General features: G+C 36.4%; 18 protein-coding genes. 11 read left to right on the top strand and 7 right to left on the bottom strand.

Going from position 1 to position 22,508, the window contains the following annotated elements:
* Window positions 1–8 precede the first annotated feature (8 nt).
* From pxpB to B2Z27_RS19555, 9 genes are all read left to right on the top strand, one after another.
* Window positions 9–746, top strand: a complete 738-nt coding sequence (pxpB, locus tag B2Z27_RS19595; protein ID WP_091604993.1) for a 5-oxoprolinase subunit PxpB — start codon at window positions 9–11, stop codon at window positions 744–746.
* Window positions 739–1,578, top strand: coding sequence for a biotin-dependent carboxyltransferase family protein (locus B2Z27_RS19590; RefSeq protein WP_286814936.1), 840 nt, complete (start codon window positions 739–741; stop codon window positions 1,576–1,578). The genes pxpB and B2Z27_RS19590 overlap by 8 nt, the downstream gene beginning before the upstream one ends.
* Before the next feature lie 391 nt (window positions 1,579–1,969).
* Entirely contained in the window at window positions 1,970–3,646 is a 1,677-nt protein-coding gene (gene ilvD, locus B2Z27_RS19585) for a dihydroxy-acid dehydratase (RefSeq protein WP_071341974.1), read from the top strand.
* Window positions 3,647–3,741: 95 nt separating this feature from the next.
* Window positions 3,742–5,475, top strand: a complete 1,734-nt coding sequence (ilvB, locus tag B2Z27_RS19580; RefSeq protein WP_286814935.1) for a biosynthetic-type acetolactate synthase large subunit — start codon at window positions 3,742–3,744, stop codon at window positions 5,473–5,475.
* A gap of 21 nt (window positions 5,476–5,496) precedes the next feature.
* Window positions 5,497–6,075, top strand: coding sequence for an O-methyltransferase (locus B2Z27_RS19575; protein WP_286814934.1), 579 nt, complete (start codon window positions 5,497–5,499; stop codon window positions 6,073–6,075).
* 59 nt (window positions 6,076–6,134) lie between these two features.
* Window positions 6,135–6,656, top strand: coding sequence for an acetolactate synthase small subunit (gene ilvN, locus B2Z27_RS19570; protein ID WP_058105852.1), 522 nt, complete (start codon window positions 6,135–6,137; stop codon window positions 6,654–6,656).
* Between the two features lie 37 nt (window positions 6,657–6,693).
* Entirely contained in the window at window positions 6,694–8,169 is a 1,476-nt protein-coding gene (ilvC, locus tag B2Z27_RS19565; RefSeq protein ID WP_286814933.1) for a ketol-acid reductoisomerase, read from the top strand.
* Window positions 8,170–8,323: 154 nt separating this feature from the next.
* The gene (gene ilvA, locus B2Z27_RS19560; protein ID WP_286814932.1) at window positions 8,324–9,589 is read left to right on the top strand and encodes a threonine ammonia-lyase; all 1,266 of its coding nucleotides are present in this window, start codon (window positions 8,324–8,326) and stop codon (window positions 9,587–9,589) included.
* A 92-nt stretch (window positions 9,590–9,681) separates the two neighbouring features.
* Window positions 9,682–11,268 carry an NADP-dependent glyceraldehyde-3-phosphate dehydrogenase gene (locus B2Z27_RS19555; RefSeq protein WP_286814931.1) on the top strand — a complete coding sequence of 529 codons (1,587 nt, stop codon included), beginning with the start codon at window positions 9,682–9,684 and terminating at the stop codon, window positions 11,266–11,268.
* Window positions 11,269–11,304: 36 nt separating this feature from the next.
* On the opposite strand, the gene B2Z27_RS19550 is transcribed toward B2Z27_RS19555, so the two are convergent.
* Both B2Z27_RS19550 and B2Z27_RS19545 read right to left on the bottom strand, forming a co-directional pair.
* On the bottom strand, window positions 11,305–11,946 hold the full coding sequence (locus B2Z27_RS19550) for a tetratricopeptide repeat protein (RefSeq protein WP_286814930.1): 642 nt from the start codon (window positions 11,944–11,946) through the stop codon (window positions 11,305–11,307).
* Window positions 11,947–12,053: 107 nt separating this feature from the next.
* Window positions 12,054–14,207 carry a TonB-dependent receptor gene (locus B2Z27_RS19545; RefSeq protein WP_286814929.1) on the bottom strand — a complete coding sequence of 718 codons (2,154 nt, stop codon included), beginning with the start codon at window positions 14,205–14,207 and terminating at the stop codon, window positions 12,054–12,056.
* Between the two features lie 251 nt (window positions 14,208–14,458).
* Between B2Z27_RS19545 and B2Z27_RS19540 the strand changes: the two genes are divergently transcribed.
* Window positions 14,459–15,658, top strand: coding sequence for an MFS transporter (locus B2Z27_RS19540; RefSeq protein ID WP_074673518.1), 1,200 nt, complete (start codon window positions 14,459–14,461; stop codon window positions 15,656–15,658).
* A 189-nt stretch (window positions 15,659–15,847) separates the two neighbouring features.
* Window positions 15,848–17,116, top strand: a complete 1,269-nt coding sequence (locus B2Z27_RS19535) for a serine hydrolase domain-containing protein (RefSeq protein ID WP_286814928.1) — start codon at window positions 15,848–15,850, stop codon at window positions 17,114–17,116.
* A 74-nt stretch (window positions 17,117–17,190) separates the two neighbouring features.
* On the opposite strand, the gene leuB is transcribed toward B2Z27_RS19535, so the two are convergent.
* From leuB to leuC, 5 genes are all read right to left on the bottom strand, one after another.
* Window positions 17,191–18,246, bottom strand: coding sequence for a 3-isopropylmalate dehydrogenase (gene leuB / locus B2Z27_RS19530; protein WP_286814927.1), 1,056 nt, complete (start codon window positions 18,244–18,246; stop codon window positions 17,191–17,193).
* A gap of 75 nt (window positions 18,247–18,321) precedes the next feature.
* On the bottom strand, window positions 18,322–18,669 hold the full coding sequence (locus B2Z27_RS19525; protein WP_286814926.1) for a four helix bundle protein: 348 nt from the start codon (window positions 18,667–18,669) through the stop codon (window positions 18,322–18,324).
* A 43-nt stretch (window positions 18,670–18,712) separates the two neighbouring features.
* A complete protein-coding gene (locus B2Z27_RS19520; RefSeq protein ID WP_071342620.1) occupies window positions 18,713–20,230 on the bottom strand; it encodes an alpha-isopropylmalate synthase regulatory domain-containing protein in 1,518 nt (505 codons plus the stop codon).
* 85 nt (window positions 20,231–20,315) lie between these two features.
* A complete protein-coding gene (gene leuD, locus B2Z27_RS19515; protein WP_058105861.1) occupies window positions 20,316–20,912 on the bottom strand; it encodes a 3-isopropylmalate dehydratase small subunit in 597 nt (198 codons plus the stop codon).
* Between the two features lie 99 nt (window positions 20,913–21,011).
* A complete protein-coding gene (gene leuC, locus B2Z27_RS19510; protein WP_286814925.1) occupies window positions 21,012–22,424 on the bottom strand; it encodes a 3-isopropylmalate dehydratase large subunit in 1,413 nt (470 codons plus the stop codon).
* Between the last annotated feature and the right edge of the window lie 84 nt (window positions 22,425–22,508).

The following is a 22,508-nucleotide window of genomic DNA, read 5'->3' as shown; positions in this document are numbered from 1 at the left end:
GTTAAGCTGTGAATTCCCCTAAAATCGATATAAAACCTTTTGGTACACATTCTTTATTAATTGAATGGCCAAATGAAGTTAGTGAGCTCATACTTGAAAAAATACTACAATTTCAAACATTTCTTAATAGTGAGGCTTTAAAGGAGAGGGACTGGGAATTAGTGCCGGCTTACAATTCACTTTTGATATTGAATAGAAAGAAGGAAATAGACTTTGAAAAAATGTCTGTGGATATACAAAATTGGTACGCCAATTTGAAGGAATCTGTTAAACCTGATAGGTTTTTATGGAGACTGCCTGTAACCTACGATCTTGAGTTTGGTTTAGACTTGGAAGACGTTGCAGGGCAATTAAATAAAACCAAACGTGAAATAATAGACTTGCATACTGGTAGTACTTATACGGTATACGGTATTGGGTTTTTGCCTGGCTTCATGTATTTGGGAGGAATAAATAGTGAGCTTGAGCTACCCCGAAAGGCTATACCAAGACCAAAAGTTATTAAAGGAGCAGTTGGAGTTGCAGGTAAACAAGCTGGTATTTATCCGCAAGAATCACCAGGTGGGTGGAATATTATTGGTAATTGTCCAGTGCCAATTTTTGATGCATCAAAAGATAACCCATGTTTTGTGAGCGTTGGGGATAAAGTTGAGTTTTTTGAGATATCCAAAGCAGAACATGAGCTTCATAAAATAGAAGTAGAGGTGGGTATTTATAAACCTGAAAAAATTAAATTGGATGCTTAAAGTTTTAAAAGCGGGTTTTTATACAACCATACAAGACTCAGGTAGATTTGGCTTAAGGGACAAGGGTGTGCCAGTGTCTGGTGTAATGGATGATATGTCTGTATTTAAGATAAATTCTTTATTGGAGAATAAAGCATCTGCAGCAGTGTTGGAAATTACGATGACAGGACCAACCCTTATTTTTGAAGAAGATACCTATATGGCTATCGGTGGTGCAGAAATGTCCGCCACTCTTAATAATTTGCCCATAAAAAATTATAAAGTTTACCAGATAGCTGTAGGGGATATTCTATCCTTTGGAAAACTGGAAAAAGGCTTTAGGTCTTATTTGGGAGTAAAGGAAGGTTTTTCTGTTAAAGAAGTTTTAGGTAGTAGATCGTTTTATAAGCCCCTTACAAAGTTCGCTAGATTAATAGATAATGACATTGTTCCTTTTAATGCCCAACAGTTGTTTGAGCCAAAAATATCAGAGATAAAAGTTGATTGCTTTTTGGATGTTGATGTTTTAGAAGTCACTAAAGGACCCGAGTTTGATATTTTGAACGATAGACAATTGGAAGAAATTTTTTCTAAAACCTTTACAGTGGCCCATGAGAACAATAGAATGGCTTATCAGTTAACAGAAACAATTACTCCACATGCTATATCTATGTTAACTTCTGCTACATTACCTGGTACGGTCCAGTTAACTCCTGCGGGTAAATTGATCGTGTTAATGAAAGATGGTCAAACAACGGGTGGTTATCCTAGAGTTATTCAGTTAACGGATAGGTCTATTTGTATACTGGCACAAAAGAAAGGTGGAGACCGTGTTAGTATTAAATTAGTTTAATTTAATACTTTTCATCCCTTTTTTGTTAAGCGGGTATATATTGAAGTATTTTTTATTACTATTGTATTATGAATTTATTGAAATCAATTTTTGAAGTAGTCATCGTCATTCCTAAACAGGGATGATATAGCTTTTCATAATTTAAGAAAACCTGTATCAGATTTATTTGATGCAGGTTTTTTTTGTGGTTTACTATGAATATGGAACAGTTTTAAAGTATTGAATATGATATATAATGATTGTTTAAATACTTGATTATAAATTGTTTAAGTGGTTTTTTGTTAAAATGAATTTGTATTGACCATTATTGTTAAAAACTGAAATTTTTATAAACTTTTATCTTTGGTTTAACGGTATTAGAAAATCAAGATAAGCATACGAGATTTATATTATGGAATTAAATAAATACAGTAAAAACGTTACTCAAGATCCAACACAACCAGCAGCACAAGCAATGCTATATGCAATAGGTTTTAAAGATGAGGATTTTAATAAGCCATTAGTTGGTATTGCAAGTACAGGTTATGAAGGTAACCCTTGTAATATGCACTTAAATGATTTGGCAAAGTTGGTTAAAGAGGGAGTTAACTCTAAAGAAACTGTAGGTTTAATTTTTAATACTATTGGTGTTAGTGATGGTATTTCTATGGGTACACCAGGAATGCGTTTTTCATTACCATCAAGGGATATTATTGCAGATTCTATGGAAACCGTTGTACAAGGCATGTCCTATGATGCATTGGTAACGGTTGTTGGTTGTGATAAGAACATGCCAGGTGCATTAATGGCAATGTTACGTTTAAACCGTCCTGCAATTTTAGTGTATGGGGGTACAATAGCATCTGGATGTCATGAGGATAGAAAGTTGGATATCGTTTCTGCGTTCGAGGCATGGGGAGAGAAAGTAGCTGGTACCATGGACGAGAAAAATTATAAATCCATCATTAAAAAATCCATACCGGGAGCTGGTGCTTGTGGTGGTATGTATACGGCAAATACAATGGCTTCCGCTATAGAAGCGCTAGGAATGTCTATGCCATATAATTCTTCTAACCCTGCAATCAGTAACAATAAAGAAGAAGAGTGTATTGCGGCAGGAAAACAAATGCGAATTCTTATTGAAAAAGATATTAAACCTCTGGATATTGTTACCCGTAAGTCTTTGGAGAATGCTATACGTCTAGTAACCATTATGGGAGGTTCTACCAATGCCGTATTACATTTCTTGGCTATTGCAAGAGCTGCAGACATAGATTTTACGCTAAAAGATTTTCAGCATATTAGTGATACTACACCATTTATTGCAGATTTAAAACCTAGTGGTAAGTATTTAATGGAAGATGTTCATAGAATAGGTGGTATACCAGCTGTATTAAAGTACTTATTGAAAAATGGTCTTTTACATGGAGATTGTTTAACGGTAACAGGAAAGACTTTAGCAGAAAATTTAGAAAGTGTTCCAGATTTGGAAGAAGGTCAGGATGTTATTATGCCTTTAGATAAACCAATTAAGGCAACAGGGCATTTAAGAATGTTATATGGTAATTTGGCAGAGAATGGTTCTGTAGCAAAAATTACAGGAAAAGAAGGTTTGTTATTTAAAGGAACTGCAAAAGTATTTAATAGTGAGTATGATGCCAATGATGCTATACGCGGAGGTAAAGTGGAAAAAGGGAATGTTGTCGTCATTAGATATGAAGGTCCTAAAGGAGGTCCAGGAATGCCTGAAATGCTAAAACCTACAGCAGCTATTATGGGTGCAGGCTTAGGTAAAGATGTGGCCTTAATTACAGACGGTCGTTTCTCAGGAGGTACACACGGTTTTGTAGTAGGGCATATTTCGCCAGAAGCACAAGAAGGTGGTACTATTGCCTTAGTTAAGGATGGAGATACAATTACGATAGACGCAGAAACAAATTCTATTAATGTAGAAGTGTCAGCTGAGGAATTGGCAAAGCGTAAAGAAGCATGGGTAGAGCCAGCTTTAAAGTTTAAAAAAGGAGTATTGTACAAATATGCTCGTTCCGTATCCTCTGCTGCACAAGGTTGTGTAACCGATGAGTTTTAAAAAAAAATATTGGCTAGAATTTAATGAGTTCTAGTAAGTACGTAATATCGGGTAATTGTGGCTGTAATGCGCATACTTGAATTTGATTATTAATTATGGAAACAGTAAAAGAGAAGAAAAAAGGTACAGGTTCCAAGAATACCATTAGAGTTTCTGGGGCAGAGGCAATAATCCATTGTTTATTAGCAGAAGGTGTAGAAACAATGTATGGTTACCCTGGTGGGGCTATTATGCCCGTCTATGATGAGTTATATAAATTTCAAGATAAGCTCGATCATATTTTAACAAGACATGAGCAAGGTGCTACACACGCCGCTCAAGGTTATGCTCGTGTTTCCGGTAAAGTAGGTGTTGCTATTGCCACCTCTGGTCCTGGAGCAACTAATTTGGTTACCGGTCTTGCAGATGCGCAGATAGATTCTACACCAATGGTATGTATCACTGGTCAGGTAACAAGACATTTATTGGGTACCGATGCTTTTCAAGAAACTGATATTATAGGTATTTCTACCCCTGTAACTAAATGGAACTATCAAGTGACCGAAGCTTCTGAAATTCCAGAAGTTATGGCTAAGGCTTTTTATATAGCCAAATCTGGCAGACCCGGTCCGGTTTTAGTAGATATTACAAAAAATGCTCAAATAGATGAGCTGGACTTCTCCTATGAGAAATGTGTTGGAGTAAGAAGCTATAAGCCAGTGCCTAAGCCAAAAATGAGTGCAATTGAGGCAGCGGCAGAATTAATAAACAATGCTGAAAAACCATTTATAGTATGGGGGCAAGGTGTTATTCTTGGTAAAGCGGAAAACGAGCTGAAAACCTTGGTTGAGAAAACAGGAATTCCTGCCGCTTGGACCATTATGGGGGCCTCTGCATTAGATACTGCACATCCATTGAATGTGGGTATGGTTGGTATGCATGGTAATTATGGACCTAATTTATTGACCAATGAGTGCGATTTATTAATTGCCATTGGTATGCGTTTTGACGATCGTGTAACGGGTAGATTAGAAGATTACGCCAAACAAGCAAAAGTTATTCACTTTGAAATTGATCCTGCAGAGGTAAACAAAAATGTACATGCAGATGTTGCAGTGTTGGGTAACTCGAAAGAGACTTTAGGCTTGATTTTGCCATTGCTTAATGAAAATAAGCATGAGTCTTGGCATAATATGTTTAAAGAGAAATACAAAATTGAGTTCGATACCATTATAAAAAATGACATTCATCCTACCAAAGAAGGGTTGACTATGGGTGAAGTTATAGAGGAAATTAATTTAGCTTCAAATAATAAGGCGGTGATAGTATCAGACGTAGGTCAGCATCAAATGATTGCGTGTAGATATGCTAAGTTTTCACAGTCTAAAAGTAATATTACTTCTGGTGGATTAGGTACCATGGGCTTTGCTTTACCGGCTGCAATTGGAGCTAAAATGGGTGCTATGGATAGGGAAGTAGTAGCTATTATTGGTGATGGTGGTTATCAAATGACCATTCAAGAATTAGGTGTTATATTTCAGCATAACCTTCCAGTTAAGATTGTAGTGCTTAATAATGAGCACTTAGGTATGGTACGTCAATGGCAAGAGTTATTTTTTGACAAGAGATATGCATCTACCGTAATGGTAAATCCAGATTTCGTTAAAATAGCCGAAGGATATAGTATTGAGGCAAAGCGCATATCTGAACGTAAAGATTTAAAATCTACGATACAGGAAATGATGGCTTCGGATAAACCATACTTTTTAGAGGTAAAGGTAGAGCAAGAAGATAATGTTTTTCCAATGATTCCTTCTGGAGCTTCTGTGTCTGAAGTGCGTTTAAAGTAAATTAGAACAATCAATAACCTCATGAACGATAGCATCATACTTGATATTCCAAGAGTACATAGTTCTATTGTACGTAAATCTGAAGAAATTGGATTTACAATGCCTTCTGATCTATATATAGGAAGTTTTCTTAAGACTTTGATTGCTTCAAAACCTAATGGTAGATTTTTAGAAATAGGAACTGGTATTGGGTTAAGCCTTTCTTGGATGATTGACGGTATGGATACTGATTCTTTCTTGATTTCTATAGATAATGATCAACAGTTGACAGCCATTGCCGAAAATTACTTTGGTGATGACCAGAGAGTTGAACTTATTTGTGAAAATGGGACAGAGTGGGTAAAAGGTTACACCGGTGAAAAATTCGATTTAATTTTTGCCGATGCCTGGCCAGGAAAGTATAGTGAGATAGATGAGGTTCTGGATTTGATCAAGGTTGGCGGGTTTTATATCGTGGATGATATGACCAAACAACCTAACTGGCCAGAAGGGCATGAGGAGAATGTAAAGTCATTGGTTGCGTATTTGGAGAAACGTGAAGACTTGACATTGACCAAATTAAATTGGTCAACAGGTGTAATAATGGCTGTAAAAAATTAGTAAAGATTAATAATAACAATACCATAAAATCCTTTTTAAGGAGTAGGTAATGAAAGCTTATGGAAAATAAATGGTTTACAATCTCAGTATACTCAGAGAATAACGTTGGGTTGTTAAATAGAATATCGGGTATATTCTTAAAGAGACATATTAATATTGAGAGCTTAAATGTTTCTAAATCGGAAATTGACGATGTTTCTAAGTTTACTATTGTAGCACATACAACAGAAAAATGGGTTCACAATATTGTTGGACAGATCGAAAAACAAATCGAAGTTATTAAGGCGTATTATCATACGGATGACGAGACTATTTATCAGGAGTCTGCATTGTTCAAAATAGCATCGGGACTGTTGTTTGACGAGCGTCAAATTCAAAATATTATAAAGGATAATAATGCACAGATTGTCACGGTTTCAAGAGATTTCTTTGTCATTGCAAAAAGCGGGAGACGAAATGAAATTGATCAAATGCATGACCAACTAAAACCATATGGCATTATGCAATTTGTACGCTCTGGGCGTATTTCAGTGACAAAAGATGAAATGAAGATTTCCGCTTTGCTAAAAGAGTTTAAATAAAAGAATTATAACATAAATCAAATAAAGTAAATATAAAATGGCCAATTATTTTAATACGCTATCATTAAGAGATCAGTTAACGCAACTTGGAAAATGTCGCTTCATGGATTCGTCTGAGTTCGCTGATGGTGTAAATGCTTTAAAAGGCAAAAAAATTGTTATCGTAGGTTGTGGTGCTCAGGGGCTTAACCAAGGGTTGAACATGAGAGATTCTGGTTTGGATATTGCTTATACACTACGTGATGCTGCAATAAAAGAGAAAAGACAATCTTTTATCAATGCAACTGAGAACGGTTTTACGGTAGGTACATATGAAGAATTGATTCCTACTGCTGACGTCGTTATTAACCTTACGCCAGATAAGCAGCATACAGCTGTAGTAGGTGCGGTTATGCCATTAATGAAAAAAGGAGCTACCCTTTCTTATTCTCATGGTTTCAATATCGTGGAAGAAGGTACTCAAGTTCGTAAAGACCTAACCGTAATCATGGTAGCGCCAAAAAGTCCTGGTTCTGAAGTTAGAGAGGAGTATAAAAGAGGATTCGGTGTACCAACATTAATTGCGGTTCACCCGGAAAATGATCCGGAAGGTAAAGGATTGGCACAGGCAAAAGCTTATGCTGCGGGTACTGGTGGACATAGAGCTGGTGTTCTGGAGTCTTCTTTTGTTGCTGAGGTAAAATCAGATTTAATGGGTGAGCAAACTATTCTTTGTGGTCTGCTACAAACTGGTTCTATACTTTGTTTTGATAAAATGGTTGAGAAAGGTATTGATGCCGGTTATGCATCTAAATTGATACAATACGGTTGGGAAACTATTACCGAAGGTATGAAGTACGGTGGTATTACGCATATGATGGACCGTCTTTCAAATCCTGCTAAGATTAAGGCTTTTGAACTTTCAGAAGAGTTGAAGGATATAATGCGTCCATTGTTCCAAAAGCATATGGATGATATTATGACCGGTCATTTCTCTAAAACTATGATGGAAGATTGGGCAAATGATGATAAGAATTTATTGACTTGGAGAGCTGCAACTGGTGAAACTGCTTTTGAAAAAACTCCTGCAGGTAGTCAAGAGATTACAGAACAAGAATTTTATGATAACGGTGTATTAATGGTTGCTATGGTAAGAGCAGGTGTAGAGCTGGCTTTTGAGGCAATGACAGAATCTGGTATTATTGCTGAGTCTGCTTATTATGAGTCTTTACATGAAACGCCATTAATCGCAAATACTATTGCACGTAAGAAATTGTTCGAGATGAACCGTGTTATTTCAGATACTGCGGAATATGGTTGTTACTTGTTCGATCATGCTTGTAAGCCATTGTTGACTGATTTTATGAAGAATATTGATACTGATGTTATCGGTAAAAATTTCTCTGCGGATATAGATAATGATGTAGATAATGCCCAATTAATTTCAGTGAACAAAGCATTGCGTGAGCATCCGGTAGAAATAGTTGGAGCACGTTTGCGAGAGTCTATGACAGCAATGAAGCCTATAGTTTAGGTATCAATAACTTAAGGTAATCTTACTGATTGTCCGGTTGGGTATGTTCAAATCTGCAAGCACTTTTGCTCTTGCAGAATTAATGGGCATTACTTAAGCGGACAATTTCGGTTTTATGCATTAATGATAAATTATTAATAGCAAAGAAAAAGATATGAAAGGGAACAAACCGGAGTATTTTCCAGTTTTAGAAGATGTTTTGCAAGCGGCACAGATTATTTCAGAAATTTCTGAAATTACACCGTTAACAGATAGTATTAGATTGTCTAAAGAGTTTAATTGTCAAATTCGTTTAAAACGAGAAGATCTACAAAGGGTAAGGTCGTATAAAATTAGAGGAGCTTTTAATAAAATTAGTTCCTTAACAGAGGAAGAAAGGGGTAAAGGGGTTATATGCGCTAGTGCTGGAAATCATGCCCAAGGTGTAGCTTTTGCTTGTTGTCATTTAAAGATCAAGGGTACCATTTACATGCCATCGGTTACACCCAAACAAAAGGTGGAACAAACCAAGCTTTTTGGTGGTGAATGGGTAGAAGTAGTGTTGCAAGGTGATACGTTTGACGATTCATCATTGGCAGCTAAAATACATGGTGATCAAACCGGTAAAATATTTGTCCATCCTTTTGATGACCCCAAGATTATTGAAGGTCAGGCAACTGTTGGTTTAGAACTTATAGAGCAGGCAAAAAAGCCAATTGATTACCTGTTCGTATGTATAGGTGGTGGTGGATTGGCATCTGGTCTTATTAGTGTATTTAGTCAACTATCTCCTAATACCAAAATTATAGGGGTAGAACCCAAAGGGGCTCCTTCTATGAAATCGGCAATCGATTCTGGTACAGTGGTTACCGTAGATAATATTGATAAATTTATTGATGGGGCTGCTGTTAAAAGGGTTGGTGACCTCACATTTCCTATCTGTAATTATTATTTGGATGATATGGTTACGGTTGATGAAGGTAAAGTTTGTCAGACTATTTTGGATCTTTATAATAGAGACGCTATTGTAGTAGAACCTGCGGGGGCATTATCTATTGCCGCATTGGAAAAATACAAAGAAGAAATAGTAGGCAAGAATGTGGTTTGCATTATTGGGGGCAGTAATAATGATATTACAAGAACAGCGGAGATTAAGGAGAGAGCCTTATTATATGCCAAATTGAAACATTATTTCATTATTAGATTTCCTCAAAGACCGGGAGCTTTAAAAGAGTTTGTGGTAGATATTCTAGGGGAAACTGATGATATTACCCATTTTGAATACTCTAAAAAATCCAGCAGGGAAAATGCACCGGCAGTTGTAGGTATAGAATTAAAACACCCAGATGATTTACAGCCATTGATTGAGCGTATGAAAAATAACAATTTCTATGGCGATTATATAAATGATAAACCGGATTTGTTTGAGTATTTGGTTTAAACTACTTTTAATATGTTAGATTCGGTTTTCTGTAATTTTGGAGTGCCGTTCTATAATACATTTATCAATCATAGTACAAAATATAAAATGAAATGAGCGATATTAAAATTCCAGAAGAATTTCAAATTACATCAACTATAGATCAAAAACAATATTTGGTCAACGGAGAACTAAAAGAATGGAAAGGAGATACAACAAATGTATACTCTACTATCTCTTCAACTAAAGAATATAAGCCAACATTATTGGGCAGTATTCCAGACCTGCAAGAAGCGGAAGCGCTCGAAGCTTTAGACGGAGCTTTAAAGGCGTATGACAAAGGTCAAGGGGTTTGGCCGACCATGCATGTAAAAGATCGTATTGAATGTATGGAGGTTTTCGTTTCAAAGATGAAAACGAAAAGACAAGAGGTAGTAAAACTTTTAATGTGGGAAATTGGAAAGTCATTGCCGGATTCTCAAAAAGAGTTTGATAGAACGGTAGAGTATATTGAAGATACCATTGAAGATTATAAGCAGTTAGATAGAGACGCAGCAAAGTTTACAAAGCATGATGGCGTGTATGCCCATATTAAGAGAGGACCTTTAGGGGTTGTTTTATGTTTGGGACCTTATAACTATCCATTGAACGAAACATTTGCATTGCTGATTCCTGCAATTATAATGGGCAATACCACCATTTTTAAACCTGCTAAACACGGTGTTCTGTTGATAACACCACTTTTAGAGGCTTTTCAAACAAGCTTTCCTAAAGGAGTAGTAAATGTATTGTTCGGTCGTGGTAGAACGGTTGCCGCGCCCATTATGCAAACCGGTAAGGTAGATGTGTTAGCATTAATTGGTAATAGTAAATCTGCCAATGCTTTACAAGATCAGCATCCAAAAAGTAATAGATTACGATTAGTTCTTGGGTTAGAAGCAAAAAATCCTGCTATTATATTACCTGACGCTGATTTGGACCTAACCATTAATGAATGCTTGGCCGGTACATTGTCTTTTAATGGGCAGCGTTGTACCGCTTTAAAAGTGGTTTATGTTCATGAAGATATCAGGGCAGATTTCAATAAAAACTTTGCAAAGAAAGTAGACGAGCTAAAGTTCGGAAATCCTTGGGAAGATGGTGTCAAACTTACTCCCTTACCTGAACCTGATAAAGCAGCTTACATACAAGGACTTATTGATGATGCGCTTTCTAAAGGTGCTAAGATCATTAATAAAAAAGGCGGTCAACATTTTGATAATTACATTTGGCCAGCGGTGCTATATCCTGTGACCAAAGAAATGCGTGTATATCAAGAAGAGCAATTTGGTCCTATTATTCCTATAGTACCTTTTTCGGATATTGAAGAACCTTTAGATGACATGGCAGAAAGTAATTACGGTCAACAAGTAAGCTTGTTCGGTAAAGATGTGTATGCACTTTCACCGCTGATAGATACCTTGGTGAACTTGGTATGTCGTGTCAACTTGAACAGCTCTTGCCAAAGGGGACCAGATGTTTATCCGTTTACCGGAAGAAAAGACTCGGCCCAGGCAACTTTAAGTGTGCATGATGCCTTACGCTCATTTTCAATAAGAACATTCGTTGCATTTAAGGATAACGAATTAAATACCGATATTATTGAAAATTTATTAGAGGCTAAACTGTCCAATTTTGTGAGTACAGACTATATCTTATAAGTTGCCTTAAATGATTTATTTTAAGGAAAACCTCTCCTAATTTTTAGGAGAGGTTTCTTTTTTGCATTCTGTGGAAATCGCTTTTGCTCTTTCTAAACCAGAATATGGGTAGTAAGGTATGGTTTGTTCTTCTGCTTCAAATAATGTGATGGCACGTTCAATATCTTTACAAAATGGAACTGTTGATTTGCCAAAGAACCTAGCTGCGCCCATGTCCCATTCGGTTTTGCTTAAGACCACTCTGGGATTGTTTGGTGCAATACTTAAAGCTTTTTGATAAATTGCTGCATTCTCTCCAGACAAGGTCATGCCATACTTAGCACCGTCAAAAGCTATATATGCTGTATTTAAGAGCGCATAGGATATCATAATTTCTGGATTGTTCTCTGAAATTGCCGATGCTGTATCTAAAAATTCTTTAGCCCTAGTAAGTTTTGCATTCAATTCTGTTTCATCTTTTAATCCAAAACTGCTTACAATTTCAATTAAACCTACATAATATGGTGGTAACCAATTATCAGTTTCTGCAGCTGAAATTCTTTCAAAAAGTTGAGATGCTTCGGTATTTTTTTGTTGGTCCCATAAAGCAAAAGCTTGGTTCATACCTTTTTCGTATGACGTTTGTGCGGTAATGTTCATTGTGAAAATAAAGGTGATAACTAGTAGTAAGGTTCTCATGGTATAATTTTTATATGTTATTTATTGTTTTCAAATATCTTTCTATTTAAATGCTATTAATAAAATAGATGACCCAGTTGTAGGTTATGGGTATGGATTTGTAAGTATTAAAGGTTGTCTAGCTGGTTGTCATTTTTATTTTTACTGATTGTCCAGAAGAAACCTATGAAAAAGAAGCGGTCTGCGGCGGGTGTAATTGTTCTTCGGTTGAATATACCATCAGTATTTGGCTGATCCGCATATTGGTAACCATTTATGTTTTTTGTACCCAGTACATTACTAACGGATAAGTACAATATTTTCTGCGGACTTATCAAATAGGCGTAGTTGAAGTTTAGTGAGTTGAAACTTTTGGCTTGTTCCGTTAAAAAACGGCCTGTGTTTGGGTCTGTATAACTACGACCGGATGCATAGTTGTAGCTGAATCCAATCTGACTTTTCCAATCTTCAACCCATCGTTTTACCACTAATGATGCATTATGCTTGCTAGCAAAATCTGGTGTAGCTTTGGTTGGGTAATTTTGATAATTTCTTTTTGTATCTAAATAAGAATAAGACATCCAATATTCTGTATTTTTTAATGTTTTGTTGTCTCTCCAAAAAATGTCCAATCCTTTTGCAAAACCATCGCCAGTATTATTGAAGGTAGAAGTGGGCAGTGTAAAAGCTGTATTGTATTTGACTAAATTATTATAGTCTTTATAATATGCTTCGGCTCTAAAAATCTGTTTGTTTTTTACAAATTGATAGTTGGCAATATAATGTGTGGTTTTTTCAGCCGTAAAATCGGTATTGAACTTTAAGTACTCATTTCTAGGGTTTTGAAAGAACTCTCCGTATGCTAGAGAAAATTGTGCATTTTGCCCAGCTTTATAGGCTAGAGAGAGTCTTGGAGATAGATTAAATTCTTGTAATAATTGTGAATATTCACCTCTAAGACCCACTTTTGTCGCTAGATTTTTTGAGAAGAAAATATCTGCCTCGGCAAAGCCGCCTAAAAGGTTGTTGTTAAATTTGTATTCATTTTCAATAGTATTCGCACTGTAATCTTCTTTGAAGTCGGTTATAAAATATTCAGCACCAAAGTTTAATTTGTATCTACTGGAAAAGTATTTCTTCAGTGCTAATTTAAAATGGGCAGAATTTTCGGTGTCCGTAATATCTGCTGTGTCTAACTTTAATTTCGTTTGATCGCTAGCAAAGCTTATTCCTGTTGAAATACTCCAATCCTTTTCCATAAAATCTTGATAAGAAGTATTTAGATAAAGGTTGTTATTGTTCAACCCAAATCTAACACCATTAACTTCATTGATGTCTTCTTGTGTTAAGTCAAAGTCAACAGCGCTGTAGGCACCATATACTTTTAGAAGTCCGTCATTATTGAATTTATATCTGTATACTGCTTCGCCTCCAAAAGATGCTACAGGTTTATGCCATTCATTGTTATCTGGATATAATTCCTGATACGGTGCAAGATTTATATAATTGGCATTGACGCTTAGCGAACTTTTATCCCATATTTGTGTATTTCCAAGCCCAAGACCAACGCTCATAATGGAGATGTCGGTTTTTTCTTCTTTCGGTTCATTAACGCTATTCAATAATAAAACACTAGATAATGCCTGACCGTATTCTGCCGAGTATCCTCCCGTCGAAAAAGTGATTCCCTTAAACAAAAATGGAGATAATCTCCCTCTTGTGGGTATATTGTTTGCTGAAGGGGAATACGGAGTAAACACTCGCATGCCATCAACGAATATTTGAGTTTCCTCTGCATCGCCACCTCTAACGAATAATCTGCCATCCTCGGCAACATTAGAAGTACCGGGTAATGTCTGTAATGCGCCTACAAAGTCTCCTAAGGCTCCTGCTGTGGTTACAATATCAAGTGGTTTTAAAGCGGTAACCTTTGCATTGTCGCCTGCATTAAATGTACCGGCGTTAACGGTAACGGCATCCAATGTGTTTACATCGTCTCTTAATTTGATGGTGATATTTTGAAAATGAGTGATTCCGTCTGATTTTGAATAGGTTTCAAATGAAATGGATGAAGCAATTAAAGTATGTATTCCGGTAGCATCGGTTTCAAAGGAAAATACCCCTTGATCATTGGTTGCAGTACCATCATACGTTCCTTTTAAATATACATTTGCCCCAATAATTGGTAAGCCTTGTTGGTCAGTTATCTTACCGGAAATGGTTGATTGCGCGTATGTATTCACGTAGAGTAGTGTAAGTAAAGCAATTAGTAGCGTCTTCATTATTGATTGTATTTTTTGATTGATGCCACAAATATGAATTGTTCGTAATGGTTTGAACAAAATGGTTTTCTCAATTGTAGATTTTCTGTACTGAATTGGGTGAATTTATAATTGTGAGGAATTACGTGGGGTTAATTTTTCACAGAAATATGGTAATTAATTTGAGTTGAAACCGACATATGCGTTCTAACTTTGCCTTTTTAATTGCTTGTATTATATAGATTGATGCAGATAGATTTAAAGTTTGAATTATGGAAAAATTAAAAACAAATAAAAAAGCATTATTTGCTTTAGCTATAGGAGGTTTTGGAATAGGGCTTACCGAGTTCGTTATCATGGGAATTTTAACGGAAGTATCTGGTTCTTTAGGAATAACAATTCCACAGGCAGGGCATTTTATTGCTGCTTATGCTTTAGGGGTAGTTGTGGGCGCGCCGTTGTTGACAGGTTTTGGGTCTAAGCTTAGTCCTAAAAAAATGTTATTCTTGTTAATGATTTGGTTTACGGTTTTTAACACCCTGTCTGGTTTGGCAACTGGGTATACCAGTTTGTTATTTTTAAGATTTTTATCAGGAATACCACATGGTGCCTTTTTTGGTATTGGTGCGGTAGTGGCCACTAAGCTTGCTAAAAAAGGAAAAGGTGCTCAGGCTATTTCCATTATGTTCTCTGGCTTAACCGTAGCCAATGTAATAGGAGTGCCAATTGGTACGTATTTAGGTCAGCAATTTAGTTGGAGTGTTTCTTTTTACTTAGTGGGTCTTGTTGGTTTATTGGCACTTGGCAGTATTTATTTATGGATGCCGCAAATTAAGGTTGATGAGCGGGAAGAAAAGGTTACGGTGTCCCAAGGTTTAAAAAATAGCGAACTATGGGCATTGATTGCGCTGACCACTATAGGTACGGGCGGATTTTTTGCATGGTACAGTTATGTTGCTCCTTTAATTACGGATGTAGCAGGTCTGCCAAATCATTTTGTTGGTTACGCTATGATGTTGGCCGGTTTGGGTATGGTTGCAGGAAATTTTTTAGGGGCTAAAATGGCAGAGTGGTTTTCTCCTCTAAAAGCGGTTATAATTAGTCTATCGGTAATGTGTGGTATTTTGTTATTGAATATGATGGTAGCGACCAACCCTTATCTGTTAATGGTACTTACTTTTGTTATTGGAGCAATATCATTTACTGTGGCAACGCCTATTCAAATGGCTATAATAAATACCTCTAAGGGTTCAGAAATGCTAGGTTCTTCTATGAACCAAAGTGCTTTTAATATGGGTAATGCATCTGGAGCGTATTTGGCTGGCTTACCAATTGCCTTTGGGTACGGTATTGTGTATTCTAGCTTAGTGGGTGCTATACTTGCTTTTTCTGGTGTTGCAATAGCTGTAGGTATTTTAATCGTAAGAAAAAGAAAGGAAAGTAAATATAGAAAAATGGCTATGGGCTGTTAATTAATTATTGTAATAAAATAGTAAAAAGCAACCTTGTTCAAGGTTGCTTTTTTTGTTCTTCTGTTTGGTTTATGGTTATATCAAAATGCTTGTAATCAATACCTTTTGATGTTAAATTTTTCGTTTTGTGCAGTTCATCGGTAATTTTATGCATTTTAACACGTTATAAGGGTCTAAACCTACAATGCTGTGTCACGTACCAAACTATTCTTTGGAACCATAATTATGGTTCTCTTACTTTTTGTTCTAACGGCTTCATCTTTTAAGCCTGAACATTCAGAGGCAATTATTGCAAATCCTAACCCTGTTAAAACGCTTGCGGAGAAAAGGGAAATCAAACTGTATAATATACGGCAGAAAGCTTTGAACAAAGCATTATCGGAATATTTTGATAAGGCTATAAAATCTGGCGATATTGTAGGAGCAGGTGTAAGTATTGTAAATGGCGATTCTGTAATTCTTTCTGATGGATACGGAAAAAGAAGTTATAATGGTAAAGAGTCGGTAAATGCAGAAACATTGTTTAGACTAGGATCAATATCTAAGGGGTTTACCGGTATATTGGCTGCACGTTTGGAGAGTGATGGTAAGCTGCGTTTAGAAGATAAAGTCTCAAGTTATTTGCCCAATTTTCATTTTGGTAGTCAACAGAATACAGAGCGTATAAAACTTTCACATCTTCTTTCGCATACATCGGGTACGCCATATCATAGTTATACAGATTTGGTTGAGGCTGGGTTATCTATGTCCTCTATAAGTGAAAAATTCAATAGTGTGGATCCTATCAGTGAACCTGGTATACAATACAGTTATCAGAATGCCATGTTTTCTGTTTCACAGGAAGTAATGCTGAAAGCCACAGGAAAAGATATAAAGGCCTTATTGACCGATAGATTTTTTGAACCTCTTGGTATGAGTTCGGTTTCTATGGATCATGAGTCTTTAATGAATACAGATAATATTGCATTGCCTCATATTAAGAGGCGTAATGGGTGGAAACAGGTATTGCCTAGGGACAATTATTACAACGCAATTGCTGCAGGTGGTATAAACGCAAATTCATTGGATATGGCCAAGTGGATGCGATTTTTATTGGGACATAATCCAGAAGTGATGTCAAAAGATGAAATGGCACCGGCTTTTAAACCATTTATAGAATTAAAAGGTCATCGTAAATATTATCAAAAGTGGCCTGGTCATGTAAAATCATCGTACGGTTTTGGTTGGAGAATTCATACTTTAAAAGAGAATGAAAGTGGGGCAGAAGAAACCATTTGGCATCATGGCGGGAGTGTAAACAACTATAGAAATGAAATTGCACTTTTTCCTGAATCTGATTTAGGAATCTGTGTATTGATCAACGGACCATCAAAATTGGTAAAAACCGTAATCCCGGATTTACGGGCAATAGTTAAAAGTATTTACGAACAAGAAATTGCAATAGCTACGAGTATTTAAACATACTGTAAGTATAGATATAAAAAACCCCTTTAATCATTGATTAAAGGGGTTTTCCTTTTTAAATATATAACTTAAATATTGCTAGCCAACCAATCTCCAACTTCACTTGTTTTATAGCTTTTGCCACCTTCGGCTAAATCCTCTGTAACATAACCTTCGGCCAATGACTTATTAACTACTCGTCTAATTTCTTCAGCTTCTTCAGTTAAATCTAAATCTTCAAAAAGCATGGCTGCAGAAAGTACAGTTGCTAAAGGGTTTGCAATGTCCTTACCTGCCGCTTGCGGATAAGAACCATGTATAGGCTCGTATAAAGAAACATCACTACCTACAGATGAAGAAGGCATTAGTCCCATAGATCCTGCAATTACAGATGCTTCGTCTGTTAGAATATCACCAAATAGGTTTGCTGTAATGATTACATCATATCCTTTTGGCCACTGAATTAAACGCATTGCTACGGCATCTATAAACTCATATGTAACCTCTACTTCCGGATAATCTTTTTCCATGGCCTGTACGGTCTCTCTCCAAAGTCTAGATGATTCCAATACGTTGGCCTTATCTACGCAACATAATTTTTTAGAACGTTTCATAGCAAATTCAAAGCCTTTTTTAGCTAATCTTTCTATTTCAAAACGTTGGTAGGTCATGGTGTCAAATGCGGTATTTCCATCATCTTTTCTACCACGTTCCCCAAAATAAACCCCTCCTGTTAATTCTCTTAGAATAATTAAATCCGTTCCTTCTATACGATCTCTTTTCAAAGGAGATTTGTCTATCAATGAAGGAAATGTAAATGTTGGTCTAACGTTAGCAAATAAGCCTAATTTTTGTCTCATTTTCAACAATCCCTGTTCTGGACGAACTTTTGCTGACGGGTCATTATCAAAACGGGGATGACCTATAGCACCGAATAAAACAGCATCTGCATTTGCACAAATTTCATGTGTTTCGTCTGGGTAAGGTTCCCCAACGGCATCAATAGCTGCCGCACCGGTAAGCGCTGGCTGCCAAGTGATATGGTGCTCATATTTTTTAGCAATGGCATCACATACCTTTACTGCTTGATCAATAACTTCAGGACCGATACCATCACCGGCCAATAAGGCAATATTTAATTTCATGGTTAATCGCTTTTTCGCTTTTCGCTGTACGCTAAACGTTATACTTAAATCGTATATAGTTTAGGCTATTTATAATTATATCTTATTAATTAAACTATTTAAACTTCTTCTTACTTTGTTTACTTTATCATGAATGCTTAAAAACTCTTTATTCATAATATAGTCAAGGTCTTTTGCTAATATTGTAAAATACTCTAATTCACTTGCAGAGCCTTGAGCCATAATTAAAAATCTTTTGAATTCAGCATCAGATTCCCTTCCGCACCCTTCAGCTATATTTGCTGGTATGGATGAAGAAGCTCTTCTCATTTGACTTGTTAATCCAAAATTTTCATCGTTTGGGAAGTTCTTTGTCAATTTATACGTTTCTAAAGTAATTTCATGACCTAATTCCCAAATTGTATATTTTTTATAATCTCTCATTTTTGGCATTTAGCGCTTAACGAACAGCGTCAAGCACTTTGCGCTATATTATATTCAACATTTTCTCGGTAGCTTTAATGGCACTAACCGTTTGGTCTGAATCCAATCCTCTTGATGTGAATTCTTTTCCGTTCAATTCCCAAGTAATTACTGTTTCGCATAATGCATCAGAAGTACTACCAGGAGGAATTCTTACCGCATAATCCGTTAGTTTAGGTAAGGCAATTTTTTTAGCAATGTACACCTTTTTAAGGGCATTCATAAAGGCATCATACTGTCCGTCTCCTTGAGCATGTGCTTCAATTACTTTTCCATCGATTTCAACAGATAGGGTAGTAGAAGGCATTAATCCCTTGGCGTGTGTAAGTACGTAAGATTTTATAAAAACCTTTTGCTTATAATCTGCAGTATCTAAAACATCCGATATTATAAAAGGAAGGTCATCTTTAGTTACGCGTTCTTTCTTGTCTCCTAATTCTATAATTCTGGCAGTAACCTTTTTTAATTCTTCATTATTTAGGGTTAATCCAAGCTCCTGCAGGTTTTTCTGTATGTTGGCTTTGCCAGACATTTTTCCTAATGCATATTTGCGCTTTCTACCAAAACGTTCTGGCATTAAGTCACTGAAGTAGAGATTGTTTTTACTGTCACCATCTGCATGAATACCAGCGGTTTGGGTAAATACATTATCGCCTACTATAGGTTTGTTCGCTGGTATGGTAAAACCTGTAAAAGCAGATACCAGTTTACTTACTTTATATAAAGAGGTTTCATTTACATTAATTTCCACTTCTGGTAAAAAGTCATTGATTACCGCAATGGCACTTGCCATTGGAGCATTGCCAGCGCGTTCTCCCATACCGTTTACGGTTAGGTGAAGACCATGGCAACCGGCTTTTACTGCTTCCATAATATTGGCAACACCTAGATCGTAATCGTTATGCCCATGAAAATCAAAATGTAAATTCGGAAATTTTTGAATGATTTCAGTTAAATAGGCATAGGTTTCTGTGTGCGTAAGAATACCTAATGTATCTGGTAATAAAATCCTTTTTACATTTTGTGTTGAAAGGAATTCTAAAAATTCAAAAACATACTCTTTTGAATTTCGCATTCCATTACTCCAATCCTCTAAGTAAATATTATTGATAATGCCTCTTTCTGTGGCTTGTTCAAAAATAGCTGCTATTTCATTGAAGTGTTGCTCCGGAGTTTTCTTTAACTGATATTTTAAATGGTTAAGAGAGCCCTTGGTCAACAAATTTTGTGAAACGGCACCAGAAGTTTTCATCCAATCCAAAGAAACTCCACCGTCCACAAAAGTTAGAACCTCTACACGTTCTAAAAAACCATTTTCAGCGGCCCATTCGGTAATTTTTTGAACAGCTTCAAGCTCACCATCGGAAACTCGTGCCGAAGCTACTTCAATACGGTCTACTTTTAGCTCTTCTAAAAGTAATTTCGCCAAGGTCAATTTTTCCGATGCAGAAAAGGATACGCCTGAGGTCTGTTCACCATCCCTAAGGGTGGTATCCATTATTTCTAACTTTCTTTTTTTCATGTGATCTAATTGCCATTTCATCTAATATTAGGAAACGGCAAATGGTTAGTTAACGTAAATGATGTTGGTACTGTGAAAATTGAGTTTATAACGGAGTGTTTTCCGCAAATGTCTCAATATCCTTTTTGATGTTCAATAAGTAATCAATATCATCAAAACCGTTCAACATATTGTTTTTCTTGTAATCATTGATGTCAAAAGATTCACTTTCACCTGTAGCCAACAATGTTATTTTTTGCTCAGGAAGATTAATTTCCAATTCTGCAGAAGGGTCTGCCTCCACGGCATCAAAAATTTTCTGTAAAAACTCTGCGCTTACCTGTACGGGTAAAACACCGATGTTTAAACAGTTGTTTCTGAAAATATCTGCAAAGAAACTAGAAACTACACATCTAAATCCGTAATCATAAACTGCCCATGCAGCGTGCTCACGGGATGAACCAGAACCAAAGTTTTTTCCACCTACTAAAATTTTTCCGCTGAATTTATCTTGGTTTAAAACAAAATCTTCTTTCAGGGTATTGTCCTGATTGTATCTCCAGTCTCTAAAAAGATTATCACCGAAACCTACACGCTCTGTTGCTTTTAAGAATCTTGCCGGTATAATTTGATCGGTATCTACATTTTCAATTGGCAACGGTACTGCCGTTGATGTCAATATATTGAATTTATCGTATGCCATTTTTTATAGCTTTTTGCCTCTGGTTAATGACCATTGGCCTGTATTATTATCATTGTTTTTTCACTAAAAGCCTTAGGCTAATAGTTAAGGACAAAATTGTTATACTAACTCTGTCATTAATTCCCTTGGGTCTGTTACTTTTCCGGTTACGGCAGCCGCAGCAGCAACTAAAGGACTAGCCAACAAAGTTCTTGATCCAGGACCTTGTCTTCCTTCAAAGTTTCTGTTAGATGTACTTACGGCCAGTTTACCAGCAGGTATCTTATCATCGTTCATTGCTAAACAAGCAGAACAACCAGGCTCACGAAGTTCAAAACCGGCTTCAGTTAAAATATCCAATATGCCTTCTTCTTTAATGGCAGTTTCTACTTTGTGAGATCCAGGAACCAACCATGCAGTTACATTATCGGCTTTTTTCTTTCCTTTTACTATTGATGCAAAAGCACGGAAATCTTCTATACGACCATTGGTACAACTTCCAAGGAAAACAAAGTCAATAGGCTTGCCCATCATACTTTCACCTTCATTGAAATCCATATATTTCAATGATTTCTGATATGTAGATGCACCACCTTGAACGGCATTTGCCATAGGTATATCATTTGATATTCCCATTCCCATACCCGGGTTGGTACCGTAGGTAATCATTGGTTCTATTAACGAACCGTCAAAAGTCAATTCTTTATCGAAAATGGCATCTTCATCGGTATACAATGTTTCCCAATAAGCCATTGCCTTATCCCAGTCGGCACCTTTTGGTGTAAACTCACGACCTTTTATATATTCAAACGTTTTTTCATCTGGCGCGATCATACCACCACGGGCACCCATTTCAATACTCAGGTTACACACGGTCATACGACCTTCCATACTCATGTCCCTGAAAATTTCACCTGCATATTCTACAAAGTATCCAGTAGCACCAGAAGTAGTTAATTGAGAGATAATGAATAAGGCAACATCTTTAGGAGTAACACCTTTACTCATTTTCCCGTTGATATTGATACGCATTCTCTTTGGTTTAGGCTGCATAATACATTGCGTAGCCAATACCATTTCAACTTCAGATGTTCCAATACCAAAGGCAATAGCACCAAATGCACCATGTGTAGAGGTGTGTGAATCCCCACATACTATAGTAGCACCAGGTTGTGTAATACCGTATTCAGGACCAACAACGTGTACAATACCATTTTTTGCGTGACCTAATCCCCAATAAGAAATACCATATTCATTAGCATTTTCCTCTAACATTTTTAATTGGTTCGCAGAAAGTGGATCGGCAACCGGCAAATGTTGGTTTATTGTAGGCGTATTATGGTCAGCCGTTGCAAAAGTTTTCTCCGGATGCATTACAGGAATATTTCTATTCTTAATGCCAAGGAAAGCAACAGGACTGGTTACCTCATGTACCATGTGTCTGTCAATGAACAGTACATCTGGACCATCTTGTATTTTATGTACTACGTGGGAATCCCACACTTTGTCAAATAATGTTTTTGTTGCGCTCATATTCTATATAATCTAAGTTCACAAATCTATTAAAATCAAGGGTTTTTTCGAAATTAACACCCTTCTAAATTACGATGTTCAACG

It is taken from the genome of Maribacter sp. UBA3344 (genome assembly GCF_002362375.1).
Lineage (GTDB): Bacteria > Bacteroidota > Bacteroidia > Flavobacteriales > Flavobacteriaceae > Maribacter > Maribacter dokdonensis.
Note: the sequence above shows the minus strand (reverse complement) of the source record. Positions and strands in the feature narration are given on the sequence as shown.

Bases quoted from the DNA above. Each gene is read 5' to 3' on its own strand.
- B2Z27_RS19550 (WP_286814930.1), bottom strand. From the start codon at position 11,946: ATGAGAACCTTACTACTAGTTATCACCTTTATTTTCACAATGAACATT.
- B2Z27_RS19590 (WP_286814936.1), top strand. From the start codon at position 739: ATGCTTAAAGTTTTAAAAGCGGGTTTTTATACAACCATACAAGACTCA.
- ilvN (WP_058105852.1), top strand. From the start codon at position 6,135: ATGGAAAATAAATGGTTTACAATCTCAGTATACTCAGAGAATAACGTT.
- B2Z27_RS19540 (WP_074673518.1), top strand. From the start codon at position 14,459: ATGGAAAAATTAAAAACAAATAAAAAAGCATTATTTGCTTTAGCTATA.
- B2Z27_RS19555 (WP_286814931.1), top strand. From the start codon at position 9,682: ATGAGCGATATTAAAATTCCAGAAGAATTTCAAATTACATCAACTATA.
- leuC (WP_286814925.1), bottom strand. From the start codon at position 22,424: ATGAGCGCAACAAAAACATTATTTGACAAAGTGTGGGATTCCCACGTA.
- B2Z27_RS19525 (WP_286814926.1), bottom strand. From the start codon at position 18,669: ATGAGAGATTATAAAAAATATACAATTTGGGAATTAGGTCATGAAATT.
- ilvC (WP_286814933.1), top strand. From the start codon at position 6,694: ATGGCCAATTATTTTAATACGCTATCATTAAGAGATCAGTTAACGCAA.
- ilvB (WP_286814935.1), top strand. From the start codon at position 3,742: ATGGAAACAGTAAAAGAGAAGAAAAAAGGTACAGGTTCCAAGAATACC.
- B2Z27_RS19545 (WP_286814929.1), bottom strand. From the start codon at position 14,207: ATGAAGACGCTACTAATTGCTTTACTTACACTACTCTACGTGAATACA.
- leuD (WP_058105861.1), bottom strand. From the start codon at position 20,912: ATGGCATACGATAAATTCAATATATTGACATCAACGGCAGTACCGTTG.
- B2Z27_RS19575 (WP_286814934.1), top strand. From the start codon at position 5,497: ATGAACGATAGCATCATACTTGATATTCCAAGAGTACATAGTTCTATT.
- ilvD (WP_071341974.1), top strand. From the start codon at position 1,970: ATGGAATTAAATAAATACAGTAAAAACGTTACTCAAGATCCAACACAA.
- ilvA (WP_286814932.1), top strand. From the start codon at position 8,324: ATGAAAGGGAACAAACCGGAGTATTTTCCAGTTTTAGAAGATGTTTTG.
- B2Z27_RS19520 (WP_071342620.1), bottom strand. From the start codon at position 20,230: ATGAAAAAAAGAAAGTTAGAAATAATGGATACCACCCTTAGGGATGGT.
- leuB (WP_286814927.1), bottom strand. From the start codon at position 18,246: ATGAAATTAAATATTGCCTTATTGGCCGGTGATGGTATCGGTCCTGAA.